At 63.8% G+C, this 20,960-nt stretch carries 17 protein-coding genes and 1 riboswitch; of the genes, 7 read left to right on the top strand and 10 right to left on the bottom strand.

Annotated features, from left to right (window positions below):
- A partial coding sequence (locus tag GH663_RS17670; RefSeq protein WP_153132981.1) for an HD domain-containing protein occupies window positions 1-267 on the top strand: 267 nt, incomplete at its 5' end.
- Between the two features lie 235 nt (window positions 268-502).
- On the opposite strand, the gene glnE is transcribed toward GH663_RS17670, so the two are convergent.
- Complete coding sequence (glnE, locus tag GH663_RS17665; protein ID WP_153132980.1) at window positions 503-3,211, bottom strand: bifunctional [glutamate--ammonia ligase]-adenylyl-L-tyrosine phosphorylase/[glutamate--ammonia-ligase] adenylyltransferase; 2,709 nt, start codon at window positions 3,209-3,211, stop codon at window positions 503-505.
- Window positions 3,212-3,313: 102 nt separating this feature from the next.
- Here glnE and GH663_RS17660 point away from each other — a divergent pair, with 102 nt between their 5' ends.
- The 6 genes from GH663_RS17660 to aroG all read left to right on the top strand — a co-directional run bounded on the left by GH663_RS17660 (window position 3,314) and on the right by aroG (window position 12,201).
- Entirely contained in the window at window positions 3,314-7,240 is a 3,927-nt protein-coding gene (locus GH663_RS17660) for a YhdP family protein (RefSeq protein ID WP_153132979.1), read from the top strand.
- The gene (locus GH663_RS17655; protein WP_153132978.1) at window positions 7,237-8,046 is read left to right on the top strand and encodes a carbon-nitrogen hydrolase family protein; all 810 of its coding nucleotides are present in this window, start codon (window positions 7,237-7,239) and stop codon (window positions 8,044-8,046) included. Before GH663_RS17660 ends, GH663_RS17655 begins: the two co-directional genes overlap by 4 nt.
- A 10-nt stretch (window positions 8,047-8,056) precedes the next feature.
- The gene (gene tldD / locus GH663_RS17650; RefSeq protein ID WP_153132977.1) at window positions 8,057-9,502 is read left to right on the top strand and encodes a metalloprotease TldD; all 1,446 of its coding nucleotides are present in this window, start codon (window positions 8,057-8,059) and stop codon (window positions 9,500-9,502) included.
- A gap of 27 nt (window positions 9,503-9,529) precedes the next feature.
- Window positions 9,530-10,147 carry a c-type cytochrome gene (locus tag GH663_RS17645; RefSeq protein ID WP_066882568.1) on the top strand — a complete coding sequence of 206 codons (618 nt, stop codon included), beginning with the start codon at window positions 9,530-9,532 and terminating at the stop codon, window positions 10,145-10,147.
- Between the two features lie 103 nt (window positions 10,148-10,250).
- Window positions 10,251-11,036, top strand: coding sequence for a type IV pili methyl-accepting chemotaxis transducer N-terminal domain-containing protein (locus GH663_RS17640; protein ID WP_153132976.1), 786 nt, complete (start codon window positions 10,251-10,253; stop codon window positions 11,034-11,036).
- Window positions 11,037-11,121: 85 nt separating this feature from the next.
- Window positions 11,122-12,201: a 3-deoxy-7-phosphoheptulonate synthase AroG gene (gene aroG, locus GH663_RS17635; RefSeq protein ID WP_153132975.1), complete on the top strand. Its 1,080-nt coding sequence runs from the start codon at window positions 11,122-11,124 to the stop codon at window positions 12,199-12,201.
- A gap of 290 nt (window positions 12,202-12,491) precedes the next feature.
- Here the strand turns inward: aroG and GH663_RS17630 are convergent, their stop codons facing one another.
- From GH663_RS17630 to GH663_RS17590, 9 genes are all read right to left on the bottom strand, one after another.
- Window positions 12,492-13,577, bottom strand: a complete 1,086-nt coding sequence (locus GH663_RS17630; protein ID WP_153132974.1) for a hypothetical protein — start codon at window positions 13,575-13,577, stop codon at window positions 12,492-12,494.
- Between the two features lie 282 nt (window positions 13,578-13,859).
- Window positions 13,860-15,953 carry a TonB-dependent receptor gene (locus tag GH663_RS17625; RefSeq protein ID WP_153132973.1) on the bottom strand — a complete coding sequence of 698 codons (2,094 nt, stop codon included), beginning with the start codon at window positions 15,951-15,953 and terminating at the stop codon, window positions 13,860-13,862.
- A 123-nt stretch (window positions 15,954-16,076) separates the two neighbouring features.
- A riboswitch (cobalamin riboswitch) is annotated at window positions 16,077-16,332 on the bottom strand.
- Between the two features lie 53 nt (window positions 16,333-16,385).
- Entirely contained in the window at window positions 16,386-16,727 is a 342-nt protein-coding gene (locus tag GH663_RS17620) for a (2Fe-2S) ferredoxin domain-containing protein (protein WP_153132972.1), read from the bottom strand.
- Entirely contained in the window at window positions 16,724-17,710 is a 987-nt protein-coding gene (gene cobJ, locus GH663_RS17615; RefSeq protein WP_153132971.1) for a precorrin-3B C(17)-methyltransferase, read from the bottom strand. Before cobJ ends, GH663_RS17620 begins: the two co-directional genes overlap by 4 nt.
- Window positions 17,707-18,102 (bottom strand): cobalamin biosynthesis protein, encoded by a 396-nt coding sequence (locus GH663_RS17610; protein WP_153132970.1) that lies wholly within the window; start codon window positions 18,100-18,102, stop codon window positions 17,707-17,709. Before GH663_RS17610 ends, cobJ begins: the two co-directional genes overlap by 4 nt.
- Window positions 18,103-18,393: 291 nt before the next feature.
- Complete coding sequence (locus GH663_RS17605; protein ID WP_153132969.1) at window positions 18,394-19,140, bottom strand: cobalamin biosynthesis central domain-containing protein; 747 nt, start codon at window positions 19,138-19,140, stop codon at window positions 18,394-18,396.
- 81 nt (window positions 19,141-19,221) lie between these two features.
- Window positions 19,222-20,037 carry a precorrin-2 C(20)-methyltransferase gene (gene cobI, locus GH663_RS17600; RefSeq protein ID WP_153132968.1) on the bottom strand — a complete coding sequence of 272 codons (816 nt, stop codon included), beginning with the start codon at window positions 20,035-20,037 and terminating at the stop codon, window positions 19,222-19,224.
- Window positions 20,038-20,060: 23 nt separating this feature from the next.
- Window positions 20,061-20,618 carry a GNAT family N-acetyltransferase gene (locus GH663_RS17595; protein ID WP_246181629.1) on the bottom strand — a complete coding sequence of 186 codons (558 nt, stop codon included), beginning with the start codon at window positions 20,616-20,618 and terminating at the stop codon, window positions 20,061-20,063.
- Entirely contained in the window at window positions 20,615-20,959 is a 345-nt protein-coding gene (locus GH663_RS17590; RefSeq protein ID WP_153132966.1) for an antibiotic biosynthesis monooxygenase family protein, read from the bottom strand. The genes GH663_RS17595 and GH663_RS17590 overlap by 4 nt, the downstream gene beginning before the upstream one ends.
- Window position 20,960: the final 1 nt, after the last annotated feature.

Raw genomic sequence — 20,960 nt, 5'->3', positions numbered from 1 at the left:
GCGCAGGCAGCCGAGTTCCGCGAACTATGGTTCGAGTTCGAGGCTGCAAAAAGCGATGATGCAAAATTTGCGAAGGCTCTCGACCGTTTCCAACCGATGCTGCACAACGCCGCGACTGACGGTGGCACATGGATGGAGTGTGAGGTGACGCTTGAGCAGATCAAGGCGCGCTGCCGGCAGCCGATTGAAGATGGCGCACCAGCCTTGTGGGAAGCCGCTTTAGGGATGGCCGAAAATCACTATCAAAAGCGCACGCAGCAGGATTGATACGGTGAGCAAGATGCATCGTGCAGTTCTGTGCGAATGGGCGCGGAGTACCCATTCGCAAGCGTGGCAAGCTTCCGTTCGCAACCTCTCAAGGCTGAACGGCAGGTAAGCGGCAGACTACGGCCTGATTGCCTCCATCAGGCCAACGGCCGTTATGGTCGCCTTTCAGGAGCCCAAAATAAGCAATATTTCGAGGGTATTACCACCATGACGCCGGGTCGCCGGGACTGCTGGCTCAGCCGGGGAAAACTGCCTCCCACAGGCGGTTGACCGCAGCAATGTGCTTTTCGACACCTTCTCGCGGGATCGGCGCCTTGGGCGTCGCGCTCAGGCGCTTGGCGTGTTGCAGGCGGCGGTATTCACGGTAGGCGTTGCCGGCAGCGGCCGCTTGTTGCGGGTCGATCAGCCCCAGTTCGCCGGCCATGCGGAGCAGCGCGATGTTGCCCAGGTTGCCGGTCAGGCTGGGGTGCTGGTGGGCGTAGCCGAGGACCAGGTACTGGACGATGAACTCGACATCGACGATGCCGCCCTGGTCGTGCTTGAGGGCGAATTCGGTGGCGCTGTTCAGGGCGTGCGCGTCGTACATCTTCTGGCGCATGGCGACGACTTCCGCCTTCAGCTTGGCGAGATCGCGCGGCTGGCACAGGATCTCGCAGCGGATCGCCTCGAAACGGGCACCGACCGCCGGATCGCCGGCACAGAAGCGGGCCCGGGTCAGCGCCTGGTGTTCCCAGACCCAGGCATTCTTCAGTTCGTAGTCGCGGAAGGCGTCGACCGAAACGGCGAGCAGGCCGGCGTCGCCGTTCGGGCGCAGGCGGAGGTCGGTTTCGAACAGCATGCCGGCCGAGGTCTGGCTCGACAGCCAGGTGTTCAGGCGCTGGCCGAGGCGGGTGTAGTTTTCCGCGGCATCCTGATCATCATCGTCGTAGAGGTAAACGAGGTCGAGGTCGGAGGCGTAGCCGAGTTCCTTGCCGCCCATCTTGCCGTAGCCGATGACGGCGAATTTCGGCGTCGGACAGTGCCGGTTCTTGATCTTGCTCCAGACCAGCGGCAGCGTTTCCTGGACGATGATGTCGGCCAGTTCGGTCAGGTGGTCGGAGAGGTGCTCGATGGTCTGCAGGCCGGCGATGTCCTGGGCGAGCAGGCGGAAAACCTGGGCGTGGTGAGTTTCGCGCAGGATGTCCATCTCGCGTTCGGTGTCGCCGGCGTGGTCGGCCAGGTTGCGCTGCAGGTTGTCCCGGAAGCCGGTCCAGTCGGTGGCGCTGTCGTAGAGGCGGGGGTCGAGCAGTTCATCGAGCAGCAGCGGGTGGCGGTTCAGGTATTCGGTTGCCCAGTTCGAGGCGCAGACCATGTCGGCGACGCGGCGCAGCGCCATCGGGTACTGCTGTAGCAGGGCCAGGTAGGAGCCACGGCGGGCAATCCCTTCGAGGAACTGCAAGCCACGGACCAGCGTCGTGTCGGGGTCGTGCGTGGCGCCGGCCGCTTCGATCAGGCGTGGGCCTACCGCATCGAGGCGGGCCCGGTTGGTTGCCGGCAGTTGCTGGTAGCGGCTGGAAGCGCGCAGGTCGGCGAGACGGGCAATGGCGTCCTTCGGGTGGCGGAAGCCGAGATTGCCGAGGCTTTCGATGGAGGTATCTTCGTCGAGCTGGCCGAGCCAGAGGCCGGTCAGCGGGTGTTCGCCGGCTTCGGGGTCGGAGAAGACTTCGCCGAAGTGGCGGCTGACTTTTTCGCGGTGGCCGTTGAGGACGGCGAGCATCGCCGCCCAGTCCGGGAAATCCATGCTCTGCGCGATTTTTGCCTGTTCTGAGGCGTCGACCGGCAGCATGTGGGTCTGCTTGTCCTCGACATACTGCAGCCGGTGTTCGAGACGGCGCAGGAAGACGTAGGCGTCGCGCAACTCCTGTTCGGTCTCGGCCGGGATCAGCTTGCGTTCGACGAGCAGCTTGAGCACCGACAGCGTCGGCCGGATCTGTAGTGCCGGGTCGCGGCCGCCGCGAATCAGCTGGAAGACCTGGGCGATGAATTCGACTTCGCGGATACCGCCCGGGCCAAGCTTGACGTGGTCGGCCATGTCCTTGCGCGCCACTTCGCGGCGGATCTGCGCGTGCAGGTCGCGCATGGCGTTGATGGCACCAAAATCGAGATACTTGCGGAAGACGAAGGGTCGGGAGATCCGGCGCAGCGCCGTCATCCAGTCGCCGAGCGCGGCGCCGTCGGCATTCGGGCCGGCGTTCATGACGCGCGACTTGATCCAGGCGTAGCGTTCCCACTCGCGGCCCTGGGTGATGAAATAGTTTTCCAGCGAATCGAGCGAGCAGACCAGCGGCCCGGAGTCGCCGTTCGGGCGCAGCCGCATGTCGACTCGGAAGACCTGGCCGTCGGCGGTCAGGTCGCCCAAGGCACCGATCACCCGCTTGCCGAGACGGGTGAAGAAATCGTAGTTCTCGATGCTCTTCTTGCCGTCGGTGTCGCCTTCTTCCGGGTAAACGAAGATGTAGTCGACGTCGGACGAGACGTTCAGCTCGCGGCCGCCCAGTTTGCCCATGCCGATGATCAGCAAGCGCTGCGGCTGGCCGGCCTTGTCGAGCGGCTCGCCATAGGTCGCGGCGAGCTGGCGGTGATAATAGTCGAGCGCGAAATTGGTCGTCACGTCGGCCAGCATGGTCATGCTTTCGACGACCTCGGCGAGCGGTGCCAGACCGCACAGGTCGCGCAGCGCAATATGCGCCATCGCCCGGTGACGCAGGCGGCGCAGTGCCGAGCGGACCGCTTCGTCGTCGGTGAACTCCTGGTGCAACGGTGTCAGCAACAGGTCTTCGCTGAGCGGCTGCAGCCAGGTCGCGGCCAGTTCCGGGATCAGCGCCGGGCGCGCCTGCAGCAGGTTGGCCAGGTAGCGGCTATGGCTGAGCGCGGTCTGCCAGCGGGGGTCGAGAGTGTTGTCCATGATTGCTCAATCGGCAGCTTTGCCGAAAAGGATAGAATGCCGGTTTTGGCGAGCATTTGATTGTAGTGACCTATTACCCCTTCTGGCAAAACGGTTTGACGCGTGAATAGCCCGGTCTCCCGGCAGGAAATCCGTTCGGCTGTCTATTACCGCTTGCACTGGCTGTGGCCGATCCTGGCCCGGCCGGCGGTTGGGCGCGGGCTGCGCCTGCTTGGCTGGGGGATGTTCGCTGCCTGGCTGCTCTTCGCCGTGCTGGTTCTGGTCCTGCGTTACGCGGTGCTGCCCAAGGTCGGCGATTATCAGGTCGAGATCGAGCAGGCCGCTTCGCGCGCCGTCGGTCAACCGGTCAAGATCGGCAAAATCGAGGCCCGCTGGCAGGGGCTGAACCCCGATCTGGTCCTTGATAATGTGCAGGTCTTCGATCGTCAGGGACAGCCGGCCTTTTCGCTGCAGCGGGTGGAGAGCGTGCTCTCCTGGCAGACCCTGTGGCGCCTGCGTCCGATGCTGTCGCTGCTCGCCTTCGATGGCACGGTGCTGCACGTGCGGCGCGAAGCCAGCGGCAAGATCACCGTCGCCGGCATGGATACTGAGGGCGAGAGCGACCCCGCCTTTGCCGAATGGGTGCTGGCGCAAAGCCATATCCGCATCCGCGATGCGACCATCGTCTGGGAAGACCGCCTGCGCCAGGCGCCGCCGCTGGTCCTAGAAGACCTCCAGTTCGGCCTCGACAACAGCGGCCGCCGGCATCGTTTCGGCCTGTCGGCGGTGCCGCCGGCCGAACTGGCGGCACGCATCGACATCCGTGGCGAAGTGAAGGGCGATATCGGCGAGGCGCTGGAGCATCTCTCCGGCAAGATTTTTGTCGAACTGGACTACGCCGACCTCGCCGGCTGGCGCAGCTGGGTCGATTACCCGCTGCAGTTGCCGCAGGGCCGCGGTGCCTTGCGCCTGTGGGGCGACTTCGAGGAGGGCGGTGGCAAGCTGACGGCCGACGTGGCGCTGGAGGAGGTCCGCCTGCGCCTGAGCCGCAAGCTGCCCGAACTTGCCCTGGCCAGCATGCGCGGCCGGCTGGAAGGGCGCTACAAACCGAATGAATGGGCCGTGATCGGCCGCAAGGTGGAATTGCTGAGCGAGGACGGCACGCGCGTCGCGCCGACCGATTTCCAGGCCGACTGGCGGCAGAATCCGCAGAACGGGGTGATCAGCGGCAGCGCCAGCGCCAGTTTTCTCGATCTCGGCATACTCGCCCGGCTGGCTGCCTACATGCCGCTCGATGCTCGCAGCCGCGAGTTGCTGCAAAAACACCAGCCGCAGGGCCGGGTCAGCGAGTTGCGGGCCAGTTGGGGGCTGGAGGGCGAGGCGCTGAAGCGTTATGCCCTGAAAGCCTCGTTCGCCGAACTGGGGATCGAGGCCGGCGGTTACTTTCCCGGCGCCAGCGGCCTGTCCGGCCTGATCGACCTCAGTGAAAAGGGCGGCGACCTGATTCTCGACTCGGCCACTTCCAGCCTGTCGCTGCCGGCCGTCTTTCCCGAACCTGAGATTGCGCTCGATACGCTGAAGGCGCGGGCGAGCTGGAAAAACTCGCCGACAGCGACCGACGTCAAGCTGGACAAGCTCGAATTCGCCGGCCCGGAGGCGGCTGGCTCGGCGCGCGGCACCTATCGTTACACCGGCGAGGGGCCTGGTGAAATCGACCTCACGGCGGCGGTCGACCGCGCCGATGGCCGAGCCGTCTGGCGTTACATGCCGCATGCGGTCAATGCCGATGCCCGCGCCTGGCTGCGTCGCGGCATCGTCGCCGGTCGCGGCTACGACGGCCGCCTGACGCTGAAGGGCAATTTGCGCGACTTCCCGTTTCGCGATGGCAAAGGTGGCCAGTTCATCGTCACCGCCAAGGCGGCCGACGCCAAGGTCGACTACGCGCCGGGCTGGCCGACCATCGAGAACATCGACGCCGACATGAGTTTCGGCATTGGCATGAAGATTCAGGCGAGCCAGGGGAGCATCCTCGGTGCCAAGCTGTCGGGCGTCACGGTTGAAATTCCTGATTTCGAGTCGCACGAGGAAATGCTGCTCGTGCGCGGTTTGGCACAGGGGCCGACCAGCGAGTTCTTCCGCTTCATCGAGCAGAGCCCGGTTGCCAACAAGATCGACCGCTTTACCGAGGGCATGAAGGCGGTCGGCAATGGCCGGCTCGATCTCGAACTCGACATCCCCTTGCGCCATGCGCTCGATACCAAAATGCGCGGCGATTACCATTTTATCGGCAACCAGTTGCAGCCGCTGGCCGGCCTGCCGCCGCTGACCCAGGTCAACGGTCGCCTGCGGCTGACCGAAAACACCGTCGCCGCCCAGGACATCACCGGCAAGGTCTTCGGCGGCCCGCTCAAGGTGCTGGTCAAGAGCAACGGCGACAAGGTCGGCGTGCTGGCCAGCGGCACGGCCAATGTCGGCGATGTCAGCGCGCACTTCGGCTGGCCGCTGATCAATCACCTGTCCGGCCGCGCCGACTGGAAGGCCGACATCGCCATTCGCAAGCGGAATGCCGACGTCGTCATCGAGTCCGACCTGCTCGGCGTCAGTTCGCCCTTGCCGGAGCCGTTGAACAAGAGCGCGACGATGGGCTTGCCGCTGCGTATCGAGCGGACGGCGCCGGACCCGACGCGCGAACAGTACCGGATCACGCTCGGTCGGGTGGCGCAGGGGCTGGTCGTCCGCCGCGGCGAGTCCTGGGAACGCGGCGTTCTGGCCGTCGGCGAAGCCGAGCCGCGCCTGCCCGAGAAGGGGCTGGCGGTTCGGGTGGCGACGCCACGGATCGATGCCGATGCCTGGCGCAACTTCCTGCCGGACGGCGCTGCAGGCGAGGCCAGCAGCAATGGCGGAAATGGCGGCACGAACGCTAACGGCGCCGCGAATGGCGGCTTGGCACTCAGTCTGGTCAGCCTGAAGACGCCGCAGTTGCGCCTCTTCGGCCGCGACTACAACCAGGTCGAAAGCAGCCTGCGGCCGCGTGATGGCGGCTGGCAGATCGGACTCAATACGCGCGAGGCGGTCGGCGATATTTTCTGGCGCAGTACCGGCGAAGGCTGGGTCGAGGGCTATTTCAAGCGCCTGGTCATCCGGCCGGCGAGCGAGATGGGTGACGGCAATGCGACGCTGATCAATTCCTTGCCCGGGATGAGTCTGCAGGTCGAGGATTTCCAGATCGGCGAGAAGGCCTTGGGCCGGCTGGACTTGAAGGCGCGTAACGACAAAGGTGCCTGGTACCTCGATTCGCTCAGTTTGCAGAATCCGGACGGCGGTCTGAAGGGCAAGGCGATCTGGGCCAATGTCGGGCGCCATCAGACGCGGCTCGATTTCGAACTGGTGGCCAAGGATGCCGGCAAATTGCTCGACCGCCTCGGGTTTGCCGACGCCGTCCGCCGCGGCACGGCAACGCTCGGCGGCGAGCTGCAATGGGCCGGGCCGCTGACCTCGATTCACTATCCCTCCTTGACCGGGCAGATGACGGTCAATGCCGAAAAGGGCCAGTTCAACAAGCTGGAGCCGGGGGTCGGCAAGCTGCTCGGGCTGATTTCGCTGCAATCGTTGCCGCGCCGGTTGACCCTCGATTTTCGCGATATTTTCAGCGACGGCCTTGCTTTCGACAGCATCGAAGGCAAGCTGGCGATCCGCAAGGGCATCATGCGGACCACCGAGCCGTTGCGCATCTACGGGCCGGCAGCACAGATCGAAATGCAGGGCGAAACCGATCTGCAGCGCGAAACGCAGGACCTGCAAGTCGTCGTCCGCCCGGAAATCGGCGGCCTGGCCGCAGTCGGTACTGCCGCCCTGATCAACCCGGTGGTCGGGGCGGCGGCGCTGGTCGCCAACACGGTGCTGCAGAAACCGCTCAATCGCCTGTTCAGCTATCGTTATCATGTCACCGGCAGCTGGAGCGATCCGCAGGTCGATAAGGCCGGCGAGACCCGGCTGGAAGTGCCCGCTGGGGCGGAGCCAAAACTGCCGGAAGAGGGGAGCAAACCTTGAGCAAACAGAATTGCCGTATCGCCGCCTTGCAGATGGTCTCCGGGCCGCGCGTCGGCGACAACCTGGCGCTTGCTGGCCGGCTGGTCGACGAGGCGGTGGCGCAGGGCGCACAACTGGTTGCCCTGCCCGAATATTTCCCGATCATCGGCGCGGCCGATGCCGACCGGGTGCGGGCGCGCGAGGATTTCGGCCACGGCCCGATCCAGGACTGGCTGGCGGCAACGGCGCAAAAGCACGGCATCTGGGTTTTTGCCGGCTCCATCCCGTTGACCGCAAGCCTGCCCGACAAGATGCGCAATTCCAGCCTGGCCTACAACCCGGCCGGCGAATGCGTCGCCCGTTACGACAAGATGCATTTGTTCGGCTTCAGCAAGGGCGAGGAGTCCTACGACGAGGCCGCCTTCATCGAGGCCGGCAGCCAGCCGGTCGCCGTCGACACGCCGTTCGGCCGCATCGCCCTGTCGATCTGCTACGACCTGCGCTTCCCGGAACTGTACCGGGCGCTGGGGGCGGTCGACCTGATCCTGATGCCGGCCGCCTTCACCGACACCACCGGCCGGGCGCACTGGGAAATCCTGCTCCGCGCCCGGGCCATCGAGAACCAATGCTACCTGCTGGCAGTCGGACAGGGGGGACGCCATGAAAACGGCCGCCTGACGCACGGCAACAGCATGATCGTCGACCCTTGGGGCGAAATTCTCGACCGCAAACAAAAAGGGCCGGGCGTCGTCATTGCCGACCTCGACCATGGCCGTATTGCCGAAATCCGCGAGAGCCTGCCGGCTCTCGCCCACCGTATTCTCTGACGGAGTTTCAATGAATCCTAACAGCGCCCTGGCCCAAGCCGAATCCCTGTTGCTCGCGCCCTTCTCGCTGACCGAAGGCGATCTGTCGCGCACCTTCGGCCAGATCCTGACGCATCAGGTCGATTACGCCGATCTCTATTTCCAGTATTCCCGTTCCGAGGCCTGGAGCCTCGACGAAGGCATCGTCAAGTCGGGTAGCTTCAACATCGATCAGGGCGTCGGCGTGCGCGCCATCTCCGGCGAAAAGACGGCCTTTGCCTACTCCGACGACATCAGTTCGCATGCCCTCGGCGACGCCGCCAATGCCGTGCGCGCCATTGCCGCGGCCGGCCAGAGCGGCAAGCTGCCGGCGCTGAAGCACGGCGCCGCAGCGCGCAACCTGTACGTGCCGCACGACCCGATCGCCTCGCTGCCGGCGGAGGCCAAGGTCAAGCTGCTCGAACGCCTGGAAAATTTCGCCCGCGCTCTCGATCCGCGCGTGCTGCAGGTCATGGCCTCGCTGGCCGGCGAGTACGAAGTGATCCTCGTTGCCGGCTCCGATGGCCGGCTGGCTGCCGACATCCGGCCGCTGGTCCGCTGTTCGATCTCGGTCATCGTCGAGGAAAACGGCAAGCGCGAGCAGGGCAGCGCCGGCGGCGGCGGACGTTTCGACTTCGGCTATTTCGACGACGAAATCCTCCAGCGCTACGCCAAGGAAGCCGTCCATCAGGCGGTCACCAACCTGCATGCCGAGCCGGCCCCGGCCGGCCAGATGACGGTGGTGCTCGGTTCCGGCTGGCCCGGCATCCTGCTCCACGAAGCGGTCGGCCACGGCCTCGAAGGCGACTTCAACCGCAAGGGCAGTTCCGCCTTCAGCGGCCGCCTCGGCCAGCGCGTCGCGGCCGAAGGCGTCACCGTGATCGACGATGGCACGATTGCCGACCGCCGCGGTTCGCTGAACATTGACGACGAAGGCAACACCACCCAGCGCACCGTGCTGATCGAGGACGGCATTCTCAAGGGCTACATGCAGGACAGCCTGAACGCCCGCCTGATGGGCGTCGCCCCGACCGGCAACGGCCGCCGTGAATCCTTCGCCCACCTGCCCCTGCCGCGCATGACCAACACCATGATGCTGGCCGGCAAGCACGATCCGCAGGAGATCATCCAGTCGGTCAAGAAGGGCATCTACGCTGCCAATTTCGGTGGCGGCCAGGTCGATATCACCAGCGGCAAGTTCGTTTTCTCGATGAGCGAGGCCTACCTGATCGAAGACGGCAAGGTGACGCGGCCGATCAAGGGGGCGACGCTGATCGGCAACGGGCCGGACGCGCTGACCCGCGTCTCGATGATCGGCAACGACCTCAAGCTCGACCCCGGCGTCGGCACCTGCGGCAAGGACGGGCAGAGCGTGCCGGTCGGCGTCGGCCAGCCAACGCTGCGTATTGATGGACTGACGGTGGGCGGAACGGCATAATTCCATATTCTTGTCATGGGATTGCCGATGAAAACACTCCTTGCTCTCGCCGCCTGGCTGCTCTGCGGCGCCGCTCTGGCCCAGCCGGCCGCCCAGGATCGTCTGAAGGCCATCCAGGCCGACCCGGCGGCACTCAAGGCCGCCGTCGAAGCCGGTAAGAAAGCCTCCTTCTTTTGTGCCAATTGCCACGGCGAAGACGGCGTCAGCAAGTCGCCGGAAATTCCCAATCTGGCCGGCCAGAACCCGGCCTATCTACTCGAACAGGTGCGCAAGTTCGGTAGCGGCGAACGCAAGGATCCGTTCATGCAGGGCCTGATCAAGGTTCTGAAGGACGAGGAGCGGGTGCAGATTGCGCTGTTCTACGCCAGCACCACGGTACTGCCGTCGCGCAGCGATGCGGCGCAAGCGGCGCAGGGCAAGGTGCTGTTCGGCAAGCTGTGCTCCCGCTGTCACGGCGAGCAGGCCCATGGCAACGAGACCTTTCCGCGGCTGGCCGGCCAGAAGCAGCCCTACCTGCGGACCTCAATCATGCGCTATCGCGACGGCACCGGCGAACGCAACAACCAGCTGATGTCGATTGCGACGGCGAGTCTGAAAAACGAGGACATCACGGCGCTGACCAATTACCTGGGCCAGTTGCCTTAATCTTTTGTCATTGTTGTGACAATGTTGATGGACATCATGGATAGCCGCTAGGGCGGCCGCTACATTGTCAGGCCTTGAAAACGCCTGACATTGCGGAGATGCCATGAAGTCCTTGTGCAAATTTGTGTTGGCGGCCTGTATTTTTGCCGCCGCCGGCGGCGAAGCGCTGGCCCAGATCGGCGATCTTCATTCGGCAATCAACAAGGCGGGCCGCGAGCGCATGCTGTCGCAGCGCATGGCCAAGGCCTATTTCCAGATCGGCCAGCAGATCGAAGTCGAGCGCTCAAGCAAGCTGCTCGACGCCTCGATCGCCCAGTTCGACCGCCAGCTGGTCGAATTGAAGAACTACGCGCCGACCGCCGAAATCAAGGACACCTACCTGAAGCTGGAAAAAGTCTGGCTGGCCTACAAGGACGTCCTGCTCGGCACGACGCCGTCGGTGGCGAACGGTCGCAAGGTGCTGGAAATTTCCGAACAGGTACTGGCCCTCGCTCACCAGGGCACGGTCCAACTGGAAAAGCAGTCGGCCAGCCAGTCCGGGCGGCTGGTCAATGTTTCCGGCCGGCAGCGCATGCTGTCGCAACGCATGGCCAAGTTCTATCAGGCGATGGCCTGGGGCATCGGCGACATGAACAGCGCCGCCGAACTGGACAAGGCGCGCAAGGAGTTTGCCGCGGCCCAGCAGGAACTCTCGGCGGCCCCGGCCAATACGCAGCAGATCAAGGATGCGCTGGAACTAGTCCGCCAGCAGTGGTTCTTCTTCGAAAATGCGCTGAACCAGAAATCCGCCGGCGACAAGCGGGCGCAGACTGCGGTGGCGACGACCAGCGAACGCATCCTCGAAGAAATGGAAAGCACGGTCGGGCTGTACGAAAAGCTCGGCCGCTGAGGCGCGGCACCGGGGCGGGCTCGAAATCCGGGCCGCGCATCCGGTAGAATGCTGGGTTTTCAGCATTTTCTGATTGGGGCTGGCCATGACGCCGCAGAACAAACCGAATACCGACGACGTTCGCATCAAGGAAATCAAGGAGCTGGTCCCGCCAGCGCACGTCTTCCGCGAATATCCGGTATCGAACCGTGCGGCGCAGACGACCTACACCGCCCGCCAAGCCATCCATCGCATCCTGCACGGCGCCGACGACCGCCTGCTGGTCGTCATCGGCCCCTGCTCGATCCACGACTACGACGTGGCGATGGACTACGCCAAGAAACTGGCCCGCGAAGCCGAGAAGTACGCCGACGACCTGGTCGTCGTCATGCGCGTCTATTTCGAAAAGCCGCGCACCACGGTCGGCTGGAAAGGCCTGATCAACGATCCGCGCTTAGACAACACCTTCCGCATCAACGAAGGCCTGCGCCTGGCCCGTCGCATCCTGCTCGAAATCAACGAGATGGACCTGCCCTGCGCCACCGAATTCCTCGACACCATCACGCCGCAATACACCGCCGACCTGATCGCCTGGGGCGCCATCGGCGCCCGCACCACCGAGTCGCAGGTGCACCGCGAACTGGCCTCCGGCCTGTCCTGCCCGGTCGGTTTCAAGAACGGCACCGACGGCAACATGCGGATCGCGGTCGACGCCATCCGCGCCGCCAATTCGCCGCACCACTTCCTGTCGGTGACCAAATCCGGCCACACCGCCATCGTGTCGACGGTCGGCAACGAGGACTGCCACGTCATCCTGCGCGGCGGCAAGGAACCGAACTACGATGCAGCCAGCGTCGATGCCGCTGGCCAGGAAATCGCCAAGGCCGGCCTCGCCGCCCGCCTGATGGTCGATTTCTCGCATGGCAACAGCCGCAAGCAATACAAGCTGCAGATGGAAGTCAGCGACAGCGTCGCCGCCCAGCTGGCGGCCGGCGAGGAGCGCATCGTCGGCGTCATGGTCGAATCCCACCTCGTCGAAGGCCGCCAGGACCTGTCGCCGGACAAGGACCTGACCTACGGCCAGAGCGTCACCGACGCCTGCATCGGCTGGGACGACAGCCTGAAAGTGCTCGACCAGCTGGCCGCCGCCGTCCGCGCCCGGCGGGTGGCAGAAGCCGCGGACTGAGCGCCGGCTTTCGTTGTTCCAGTAAAAAGGCCCGACACTGTCGGGCCTTTGTTTTTGCCTTGTCTGAGCAGTCGACCGGCTGACTTTACCTCTGGAATGCCAGATTTCATCGCGTGAAGTACGGCATCGGGCCAGATGATTCGGGTTGTTCGCTCATTTCATGGCATTTGGAATTTCAATGACTGAGTTGCGCCCTTTACAGCCAGATAACTTTCCAGAAGGCAGACTTTCGCGTCAAAGATAACCAAAGCAGTTTCAATCTGTTGGGCTGATCTGATTTCATTAAGGAGTTAGTTCCTTTCAGGTAATTGCAGCAAGTAGCCCTTGAAATGGTACTTTGATCCTCCGAGCAACGTCTTTTCGGATTGTTCATCCGAGGTAGCCGAGATTTCATAGAAAATCTCTGCGGGGTTGAATCCACCAACTATGCGATGGATTGTGTACGTGAAACCCGTGGATACGACATGAACGTGCTTTGATTGCGAGGAAGGACTTTCGAATATAACGTTGTCAATGTAGATCGGAGGAGGATCAAACGGGACATCCTGGGACGGTTCGCGCCGAGCACCAGCGTGTTCCTGCTTTTTTAGAACGATCCAAACAGCACGATCTAGGCAATATTTAGCGTTGCTTTCGCTGGCGTTGTTGCCTGGAAAACTGGCATCGTAGGTTACCGACCAACCGGCGTTTTTTACAGTTCTAAAAACAACTGGTGTTAGACGCTGCAAATTCTGAAGCTCAACGGTATGGATACCGAGTTCCATGGCTTGAAGCCGCAAATCTTGCTGGTCGATCTGAATATAGTCTGTCGGAACCTTAACGTAATTCTCGATCCAGTCTTTGTTTCGGGCCCATGCCGGGGCTCTCCACCCTCCGCGGAAAGCTGACGCCACCAGACCTTCTTTCTTTTGCGGGTCGTAGTCTTGCCATCCATAGACGCTATATTCTTGCTCGAACTCTACAAATATTGCTTTGCGTATTTCAATTAGAGCGTCCAAAAAGAGGCATTTTGCGATAGCCAGCTCTGCGGATTTTAGATAGTCCTTAGATTCGCTTTCAGCCAGTAGGTCTGCGATGAATAGATCCTGTAGTGATCGGCCAAGTACATTCTTGCAGGTGGCATCAATCGCAATTCTGGCTGCTTCAAAGTAGACACGGACAGTCGTGGGTTCGGCAACCTGTGCGTAATGTTTGGTGAGTACGCGTTGTTTGTTTAACGCTTTCAATGTTCCGGACTTTGGTACAGGTATTCCAGCGGATTTCAGTTCTCCGATGAGATCATCGAAGCTCTTTCGTTCGAGATTTTTCGCCTCATCGACGCCATTTTCTATTAGCAAAGCATAGAAAACACCCTCCAAAGCATCTTGGAGGATCACTAGGCCTGCTGAAGCGAGATACCTATCGTCTGACGCACATAATGACGCGGATCGCTCTAGCAGAGTGCGCGCAATGATGAGAGAGTGGACAGTTGTGTCCTTCATAAGGTGGCTTGTGAGTGCATTGAAGATTAGCGGCATCCTGCCGGAATTGAAATTGCATAGCAATCGCGATTGTCCGCTTGTGGCAGCCGATTGCCGACCATGAAAAAACCGCCTTTCGGCGGTTCTTTGCAATCAATACTGTGGCTTTCATTGCTTGAACGAGACTCCCGTTCAGCCTCAGAAAGTAGCGCGCAACCCGATCCGGAAGGTGCGCGGTTCCAGCGGGTGCACCAGTCGGCCGTCGATGCCTCCGCCGCAGGTGCCGCCCAGTGTTTCGCTGCGCGTGCATGAACCGCCCCAGTATTCGATGTCGTTGGCCTGCTTGTCGAACAGGTTGAGCACGTCGAGGGTCAGTTGCAACTGCGGGTTGATGCGGTAGCCGGCTTTCAGGTTGGCGATCCAGAACGGCGTCGATTTTTGCTCGCCGCTTTCTTCCAGCGCGTAGGCTCCGAGGTAGCGCAGGCGGAGGCCGCCGAACCAGGCGCCGCCGTGGTCGGCGCTGAGGCCGAGCGAGGCGGTGAGGGGGATGGCGTTCGGCACATGGCGGCCGCCGTTATCCGGGTTGGCCTGCTTGAAGCGGGCCTGCGACCAGGCGATGTCGGCATCGATGATCCAGCCATCGGCCGGCGTGATGTAGTTCGACCATTCGACGCCGTGCCGCTGCGAGGCACCCTTCGGTTCGGTAATCCCCTCGTCGCCGATGAAGACCAGCTCGGAGGCGAGTTCCATCTGCCAGACTGAAAGACTGCTGTTCCAGCCGGGCAGTGGCGCCGCCCGCATGCCGAGTTCGCTGCCTTTGGCCTTGACGATCAGCGGCACCGCCTCGGTCGTCGAACCGTCCTGCGGGTTGGTGCGGGCCGTCGCGCCGCGCGCGTCGTTGCTGTGGAAGCCGTGGCCCCAGTTGGCGTAGAACTCGGTCTGGCCGAGCAGATTGAAGGGGCCGAAGACGACGCCGAGTTTCGGGCTGGTTTGCCCAGCGTCGACCGAGCCGCCGTTGTCCATGTTGTACTGGCCGCCGAGGGCGGTGGCCTGGGCGCGGATCTGGTCGCGGCGCAGGCCGAGGTTGGTGCGCAGCCAGTCGTTCCATTGCGTGCGGGCGGCGAAGAAGGCGGCAACGGCGGTTTCGTCGATGCGGTCCTCGCGGACGGTGCCGGTCCGCCGGCGGTTTTCGGTGGTGTACAGGCCGACCTTGCTGATCCGGTCATGGCGCAATTGCAGGCCGGCGGTGATTTCGGTGTCCTTCCAATTGGGGCCGAGAAACCAGCTGTGGCTGGCCTGGCCGCCCCAGGTTGTCCGCTCGTCGGCCTGTTCGTGCTGGTCGCCCTGGCTGCCGCTGATGTAGCCGGAGGGCGCCGAGAACAGGTTGAGGCCGTAGTCGACAACATAGAGGCTGGCCTTGCTCGCCCCGTTGGCCCCGGTTTGTGCCCAGTCGCCGGCCAGACTGTAGCGGTGCGTGTGGCCGCCGTCGTTGGCCGACAGCGCGCCGTAGCGACCGATCTCGCCGCTGGCGATGGCGCGTTCCGGGACGTGCTCGGTCGCTGTCCAGTCCGCCTGATAGAGCATGCCGGTCAGCGAAAAACCGTTGGCGGCGGTGCCGGACGTCAGGCGCAGCACGCCGTTGTACTTTTCGAGATTTTCCGCCTGCTCCCACGGGCCGTCATTGCCGGCCACCTCGATGGCGCCAATCAGGTTGAGGTCGTTAAGTTGATGACCGCCGGCGGCAAGCAGGCGACGATAGTTGTGCTGGCCGAGGCCGATATCGACGAAGCTCTTGTCGAGCCGGCGCAGGTAGTCGATGCGGGCGCTGCCGGTGGTCGCGAAGTCGCCGTCCTCGGCGGCATAGACGCCCTTGCGGTACTTCATGGTGCCGACCAGTTCGGGAATCAGGAAATTGAGGTCCATGTAGCCCTGGCCGTGGGCGTGGCTGACCATGTTGACCGGCATGCCCATGATCTGGGTCGCGAAATCGCTGCCGTGGTCGAGATTGAAGCCGCGCAGGAAGTACTGGTTGGCCTTGCCGTCGCCGGAGTGCTGGGTGACGATCATGCCGGGCACCGTTTCCAGCACTTCGGCCGGGCGCAGCAGCGGGCGGTTGGCCAGTTGCTTGGCGGTGACCGTGCCTTCGTTGGCCGAGTCGGCGACGCCGGTCAGGTCCTGGCTGCCGCTGCTGACGACGATCTCCTGCAGCGTCGGCAGGCCGGCGGCCTGGGCGTGGCCAAGGTGGGCGAGGGCGACGGCGAGCGCCGTCGGGTAGAACAGGGGGTGTTGCATGGTCAAACTCCAGTAAACGACCGTCTGCCCGGGATGCTGCGGTCCACGCCTTGCGGCAGGGTGTTTTCGCAGCCATCCGCAACCCCGCAGACAGTCCATTGCATTTGCCGGCCGACGGTTCGGCACGGCACTCGACAACAGGCCGGTCTCCGGGCTGGCAAGTCTTGATGCATCGCCTTCCCGGAAACTTCGCGCCCATCGCCTTGCGGCCATGCCACGCCTTCCAGTGACTGGTGGCTGCTTGCAAGCCACCGTGATGCATCCGCACTCGCTTACCGTTGCGGGGGCAGCCGGGGCATTGCGGCAGTTCGTGCCGCGCACCCCGTTCCCGTTTCACCCCGGGCTTCTGACGAAACCCGCGGCACCTGTTGCTGTTTGTCCGGCGATGGTGCTGGCCTTGCTAGCGCGCCGGACGGCGTTAGCGGCCATGATTCAGGCGCCGTTTGGCCCCTGATGAAAAACCAGATCCTCGACGACGCGGCCGTGCTGCAGGTGCTCCGCAACAATGCGATCCATGTTGGCGTCCGTGACGTTGTAGTACCAGGTGCCGTCCGGCTGCACGCAGAGCACCGGGCCGCCCTTGCAGGCGGCGAAACAGCCAACGCGCGAACGCTTGACGCGCAACTCGCCGGCCTCCAGCCCGGCCGCCTTGAACTTGGCGCCGAGGCTGTCGAACAGCGCCTGCGCTTCGCCGTTGGCGGTGCAGCGCGGGCCGGTGCAGATCAACAGGTGGCGCTTGTAGCCGCCAATTTTCGGCTTGACGACTTCGCTCATGCCTCGATCTCGTTGGCTTCGCCTTCTGCCGGTATTTCCGTGGCCAGTACGGCGGCGATGTAGTCTTCCGGCAGGCGGTGCTCGGCGGCCAGCTCGGCGGCGCTGCGGCCGCTCGCCTGAATGCTCGCCATCCAGCCGTTGAGGCCGGTGGACAGCGAACGGCCGGCTTGTTCGCCGGCGTGCGTGTTGCGCTCGCCATCTTCGACGGCGTACTTGTTGGCGTAGCCGCGCGGCGTCACCATCAGGCCGTGCTTGATGAAGGTGTTGGAATTGCCGATCAGCACCGTCGACAGCATGCCGATGTCGGCCTCAGCCATCTTGTCCAGCGTCGTGAATTCGATGCGCTGCTTAGGGCGGTAACCTGACTTGACGATGGCGACCGGCGTCTGCGGATCGCGGTGGCGCAGGAAGAGGCGCTGCGCTTCGACGATCTGCTGGGTGCGGCGGCCGCTCTTCGGGTTGTAGAGGGCGACCACGAAATCGGCGTAGGCGACGGCATCGAGCCGGCGGGCGATGGTCGGCCACGGTGTCAGCAGGTCAGACAGCGAAATGGCGCAAAAGTCGTGAGTCAGCGGTGCGCCGACCAGCGCGGCACAGGTGTTGAGCGCCGAGGCGCCGGGCACGATCTCGACTTCGATGTCCGAATCCGGGGTCCAGCCGGCCTGGAACAGCACCTCGAACGTCGGCCCGGCCATGCCGTAGACACCGGCATCGCCCGAGGAAATCAGCGCCACCTTCTTGCCCTGGCGGGCACGGTCGAGCGCCTCGATGGCGCGGTCGAGTTCCTCGGTCATCGACTTCTTGATGACTTCCTTACCCTCGACCAGGTCGGCGACCAGGCGGATGTAGGTGACGTAGCCGATGATCGTGTCGGCCTCGGCGATCGCCGCCCGGGCGCGCGCCGTCAGGTGGTCGTTGCTGCCCGGGCCGAGGCCGACGAGCATGATTTTTCCGTGTTTTTGCTGGGTTTCAGGGGCGTTCATTGGGGAATCCTCGCGATGGAGACAGTGGCGTTGCGTCCGTCCGGGCCGCGCAACTTGTGTTTTTCGATAAGCAGATGAGAAAGGTCGGCGTTGGCTGCGAGTAGTGCGGCGGCTTCCGAGACCGAGGGGGTGCCGGTGTACTTGCGGACGGTTTCCGACGGATTCGGCACGTCGACCGCAGCAAGTACGCTCGCCGGGTAAAACACGCAGGACCAGCCGTTGTTCTGGATGACGGCGAGCAGGCCGTTCTCGTCGGCCTTGAGGTCGATGCTCGCCACCGCCCGCACGTCGTCGAGGCCGAGGCCGCAACTGGCCAGCGCCTCGATGATGCATTGGGTGATGGTGGTGGCGGGGGTGCCGCGGTCGCAGCCGAGGCCGAGGGTAACCTTCATGCCGGCCGTCCCCCGGTTTCAGGCGTTGCTTTCCGCCGTTGAGCGGCGTCGCACTTTCTTTGCTTCGCCAAAGAAAGTACGCAAAGAAAGGCGACCCCTGCGTTCGCGCCGGGCCGTTGGCCCGGTCCCCTGCGCTGCTCGCCCGACCGGGCGGCTCGCAAAACTCGCCTGCGGCTCAAACATTGCGAGCCGACGGCCCCCGGCCGGGCTGCGCTGCTCGGCGCTCGCGAAGGGGCAGGGGGCGCTGTGCCGGCGCTGGTCGTGTTCACGAGAAAGTCGCTAGTCAGCATGTCAGGTCAGAACCGGCCCCGGCCGATAAACCACCCGCTTGCCGGCGAGGCGGGCCGCCAGTTCGGCCGGCAGGGCCCGTTCGCTGATCCACAGTACCGCCGCGAAGCGCTCGATATCGACGTCCTCGAGCCGGGCGAAGCGCTGGATGTTGGCGGCCAGCGGGCCGCTGCGGCCATTGGCGTGGCGGCTCCACCAGTCTTCGCTGCCGGCTTCCTGGACCAGCGCCACTGCTTCGTCGTTCACCACCGCGGCGCTGCAGCGGACGATTTCGTCGTGCGTCGCTTCGAAGGTCCAGCCCAGTTCGCGGCCGAGCAGGTCGACGGCCAGGGTCTGGCGGGCGTCGGAGGCGGTGGTCAGCACCGGCGTCGCGCCGAGGGCGGTGGCGAGGTGGCCGGCGAGCGCGTTGGCGCCGCCGAGGTGGCCGGAGAGCATCGGGATGACGAACTTGCCGGCTTCGTCGATGACGACGACGGCCGGGTCGCTTTCCTTGTTCTTCAGGTGCGGCGCGATCAGGCGGACGACGGCGCCGAGGGAGACGATGGCGACGATGCCGTCGAAGGCGGCGAACAGCGCCGGCACCTGGTCGCCGACCTTGCCTTCATAGCAATGGGCGGCGCCGGGGGCGGCGGTTTCGGCTTCGCTGCGGAATTTTTCCGGGCTAAAGAGCTGGGCGCCGGACAGCGCGGCAACGACTTGGCCGGCCAGCGCGATGCCGTGTTTGGTGATGGAAACAACTGCGATTCTCATGGGGATGGGGTCCGTTTTCGGTGTTGTTGTGTTGTCATTCCGGGCTTGACCCGGAATCCAGCGTCTTTTCTGGATTCCCGCCTACGCGGGAATGACGGCTTCGCTGATCGCCGATTCTTCGGTCTTGGCGGCCTGGCGCTTGCGGCAGCCGCGGCGCAGTTCGCCGCGCACCCGTTTCGGGTTCTGGACCAGCATCAGCGACAGGTAATTGACCTTCTCTCCCTTCAGGCTGGCGACGTCGCGCACGATGCGCTGGTCCGGCGCCCCGGCCTTTTCGATGAAGACCGAGCTGGCGAGCAGGTCGCGCTGCTCGAGCAGGTCGATCACTTCGTCGACCAGCGGCTTGACCTTGAGCAGGGCCAGCGTGTCGAATTCGTCGAGCAGGTGGTCGATGACTTCGACACCGTAGGCGGCGGGAATAATGGCGAAGGTCTCGTCCTCTTCGGCCAGCGTCGTGCCGGTGATGGCGGCGGCGGCGGCGAAGGAGGAAACGCCGGGAATGGTCTCGACGGCGATTTCCGGCACCAGCTCGCGGACGACGCGGGCAAGGTGGCCGAAGGTAGCGAAGGTCGAGGCATCGCCTTCGACCAGGAAGACCAGGTCGCGCCCTTCGCCGAGCAGTTCGACGGTGCGCACTGCGGCGCGGGCCCAGGCCTTGGCCAGGATCTCGGCGTCGCGCGTCATCGGGAAGACCAATTCCTCGGCGTCGGCCGGCACGGCGAGGCCGCCGCGTTCGACGATGGACAGCGCGTAGGACGATTCCTCGGCCTTCTTGACCGGGTACAGCCAGCGGGCGCCGGACTGCAGCACCGACCAGGCGCGGCGGGTGATCAGTTCGGGGTCGCCCGGGCCGAGCGAGGCGCCGATCAGCTTGCCGTAGCGTTTGGGTTCAGTCATACGGATTCTTTCGTTCGATTGATTCACATTGGTGAAGTGGTTTGCCAGGTGCTTCGGGCGAGGCGGTATAAACAGTGTTCGCGCAAGGGGTGGGCAACCGGCAATGCGGGGTGCTGGAAGTTTTCTGCCGCACGGTGCATGCCCAGTCTTTCCATGACTGCCTGCGAGCGCAGGTTGCCCACGCTGGTGAAGGCGACAATCTCGTCCAGTGCCAGCTCGTTAAAGCCGAAGCACAACGCTGCACGTGCTGCTTCGCTGGCGTAACCCTGCTGCCAGAAAGGATGCGCTAGTCGCCAGCCGATCTCGACGCAGGGGGAAAACGGCAGTTCGGCGATTGGCGTGTGCAGGCCGACAAAGCCGATGAATTGGCCGGTGGCCTTGATTTCCGCTGCCCAGAACCCCCAGCCTTGCTGTTCGATCAGGCTCTGGCAGCGAATGGCCAGCGCATCGCTGGCCGCCCGGTCGAGCGGCGCGGGAAAATGAGCCATGACCTGCGGATCGGCATTCATCGCTGCGAAGGAAGCGAAATCCTTCTGTTGCCACTGGCGCAGCTTCAAGCGATGGGTCTCCAGCTCACTCACGCGGCAGCTCCGGTGGTGCGTCCTTGGGCAGTCGGCAGCCCTTCCAGCTTGCCGTCGCCATAAGTGCGCAATACTTGGGAAACGATGACTTCGTAGCCATCCAGCCATTCAGCCTGTGCCTGCTTGGCTTCAAGATGTTTGGGGTGATGCATCAAAGCCTGCAGCGCCGCCAGCGATTCCCAGTAATAGACGTTGGCGAACAGACCGGTTTGCGGGTTTTCCCAGGCTTCTTCGCCGAGATAGCCAGGAATGCTCTTGGCTGTCTCGGCGATGGCTTGATCGAGTTGGTGAAAGCGCTCATCGAACTGTTTCTTGCCGAAAATGAAGGTTGAGGAGTACATG

Source organism: Dechloromonas hortensis, assembly GCF_009469765.1.
GTDB classification, from domain to species: domain Bacteria; phylum Pseudomonadota; class Gammaproteobacteria; order Burkholderiales; family Rhodocyclaceae; genus Azonexus; species Azonexus hortensis.
This window is presented reverse-complemented; position numbering and strand designations above follow the sequence as displayed.

Excerpts from the sequence above, each read along its gene's own strand:
- GH663_RS17620 (WP_153132972.1), bottom strand. The coding sequence starts at position 16,727 with ATGAGCGAAGTCGTCAAGCCGAAAATTGGCGGCTACAAGCGCCACCTG.
- tldD (WP_153132977.1), top strand. The coding sequence starts at position 8,057 with ATGAATCCTAACAGCGCCCTGGCCCAAGCCGAATCCCTGTTGCTCGCG.
- GH663_RS17610 (WP_153132970.1), bottom strand. The coding sequence starts at position 18,102 with ATGAAGGTTACCCTCGGCCTCGGCTGCGACCGCGGCACCCCCGCCACC.
- GH663_RS17645 (WP_066882568.1), top strand. The coding sequence starts at position 9,530 with ATGAAAACACTCCTTGCTCTCGCCGCCTGGCTGCTCTGCGGCGCCGCT.
- cobJ (WP_153132971.1), bottom strand. The coding sequence starts at position 17,710 with ATGAACGCCCCTGAAACCCAGCAAAAACACGGAAAAATCATGCTCGTC.
- GH663_RS17605 (WP_153132969.1), bottom strand. The coding sequence starts at position 19,140 with ATGAGAATCGCAGTTGTTTCCATCACCAAACACGGCATCGCGCTGGCC.
- glnE (WP_153132980.1), bottom strand. The coding sequence starts at position 3,211 with ATGGACAACACTCTCGACCCCCGCTGGCAGACCGCGCTCAGCCATAGC.
- GH663_RS17640 (WP_153132976.1), top strand. The coding sequence starts at position 10,251 with ATGAAGTCCTTGTGCAAATTTGTGTTGGCGGCCTGTATTTTTGCCGCC.
- GH663_RS17590 (WP_153132966.1), bottom strand. The coding sequence starts at position 20,959 with ATGTACTCCTCAACCTTCATTTTCGGCAAGAAACAGTTCGATGAGCGC.
- cobI (WP_153132968.1), bottom strand. The coding sequence starts at position 20,037 with ATGACTGAACCCAAACGCTACGGCAAGCTGATCGGCGCCTCGCTCGGC.
- aroG (WP_153132975.1), top strand. The coding sequence starts at position 11,122 with ATGACGCCGCAGAACAAACCGAATACCGACGACGTTCGCATCAAGGAA.
- GH663_RS17625 (WP_153132973.1), bottom strand. The coding sequence starts at position 15,953 with ATGCAACACCCCCTGTTCTACCCGACGGCGCTCGCCGTCGCCCTCGCC.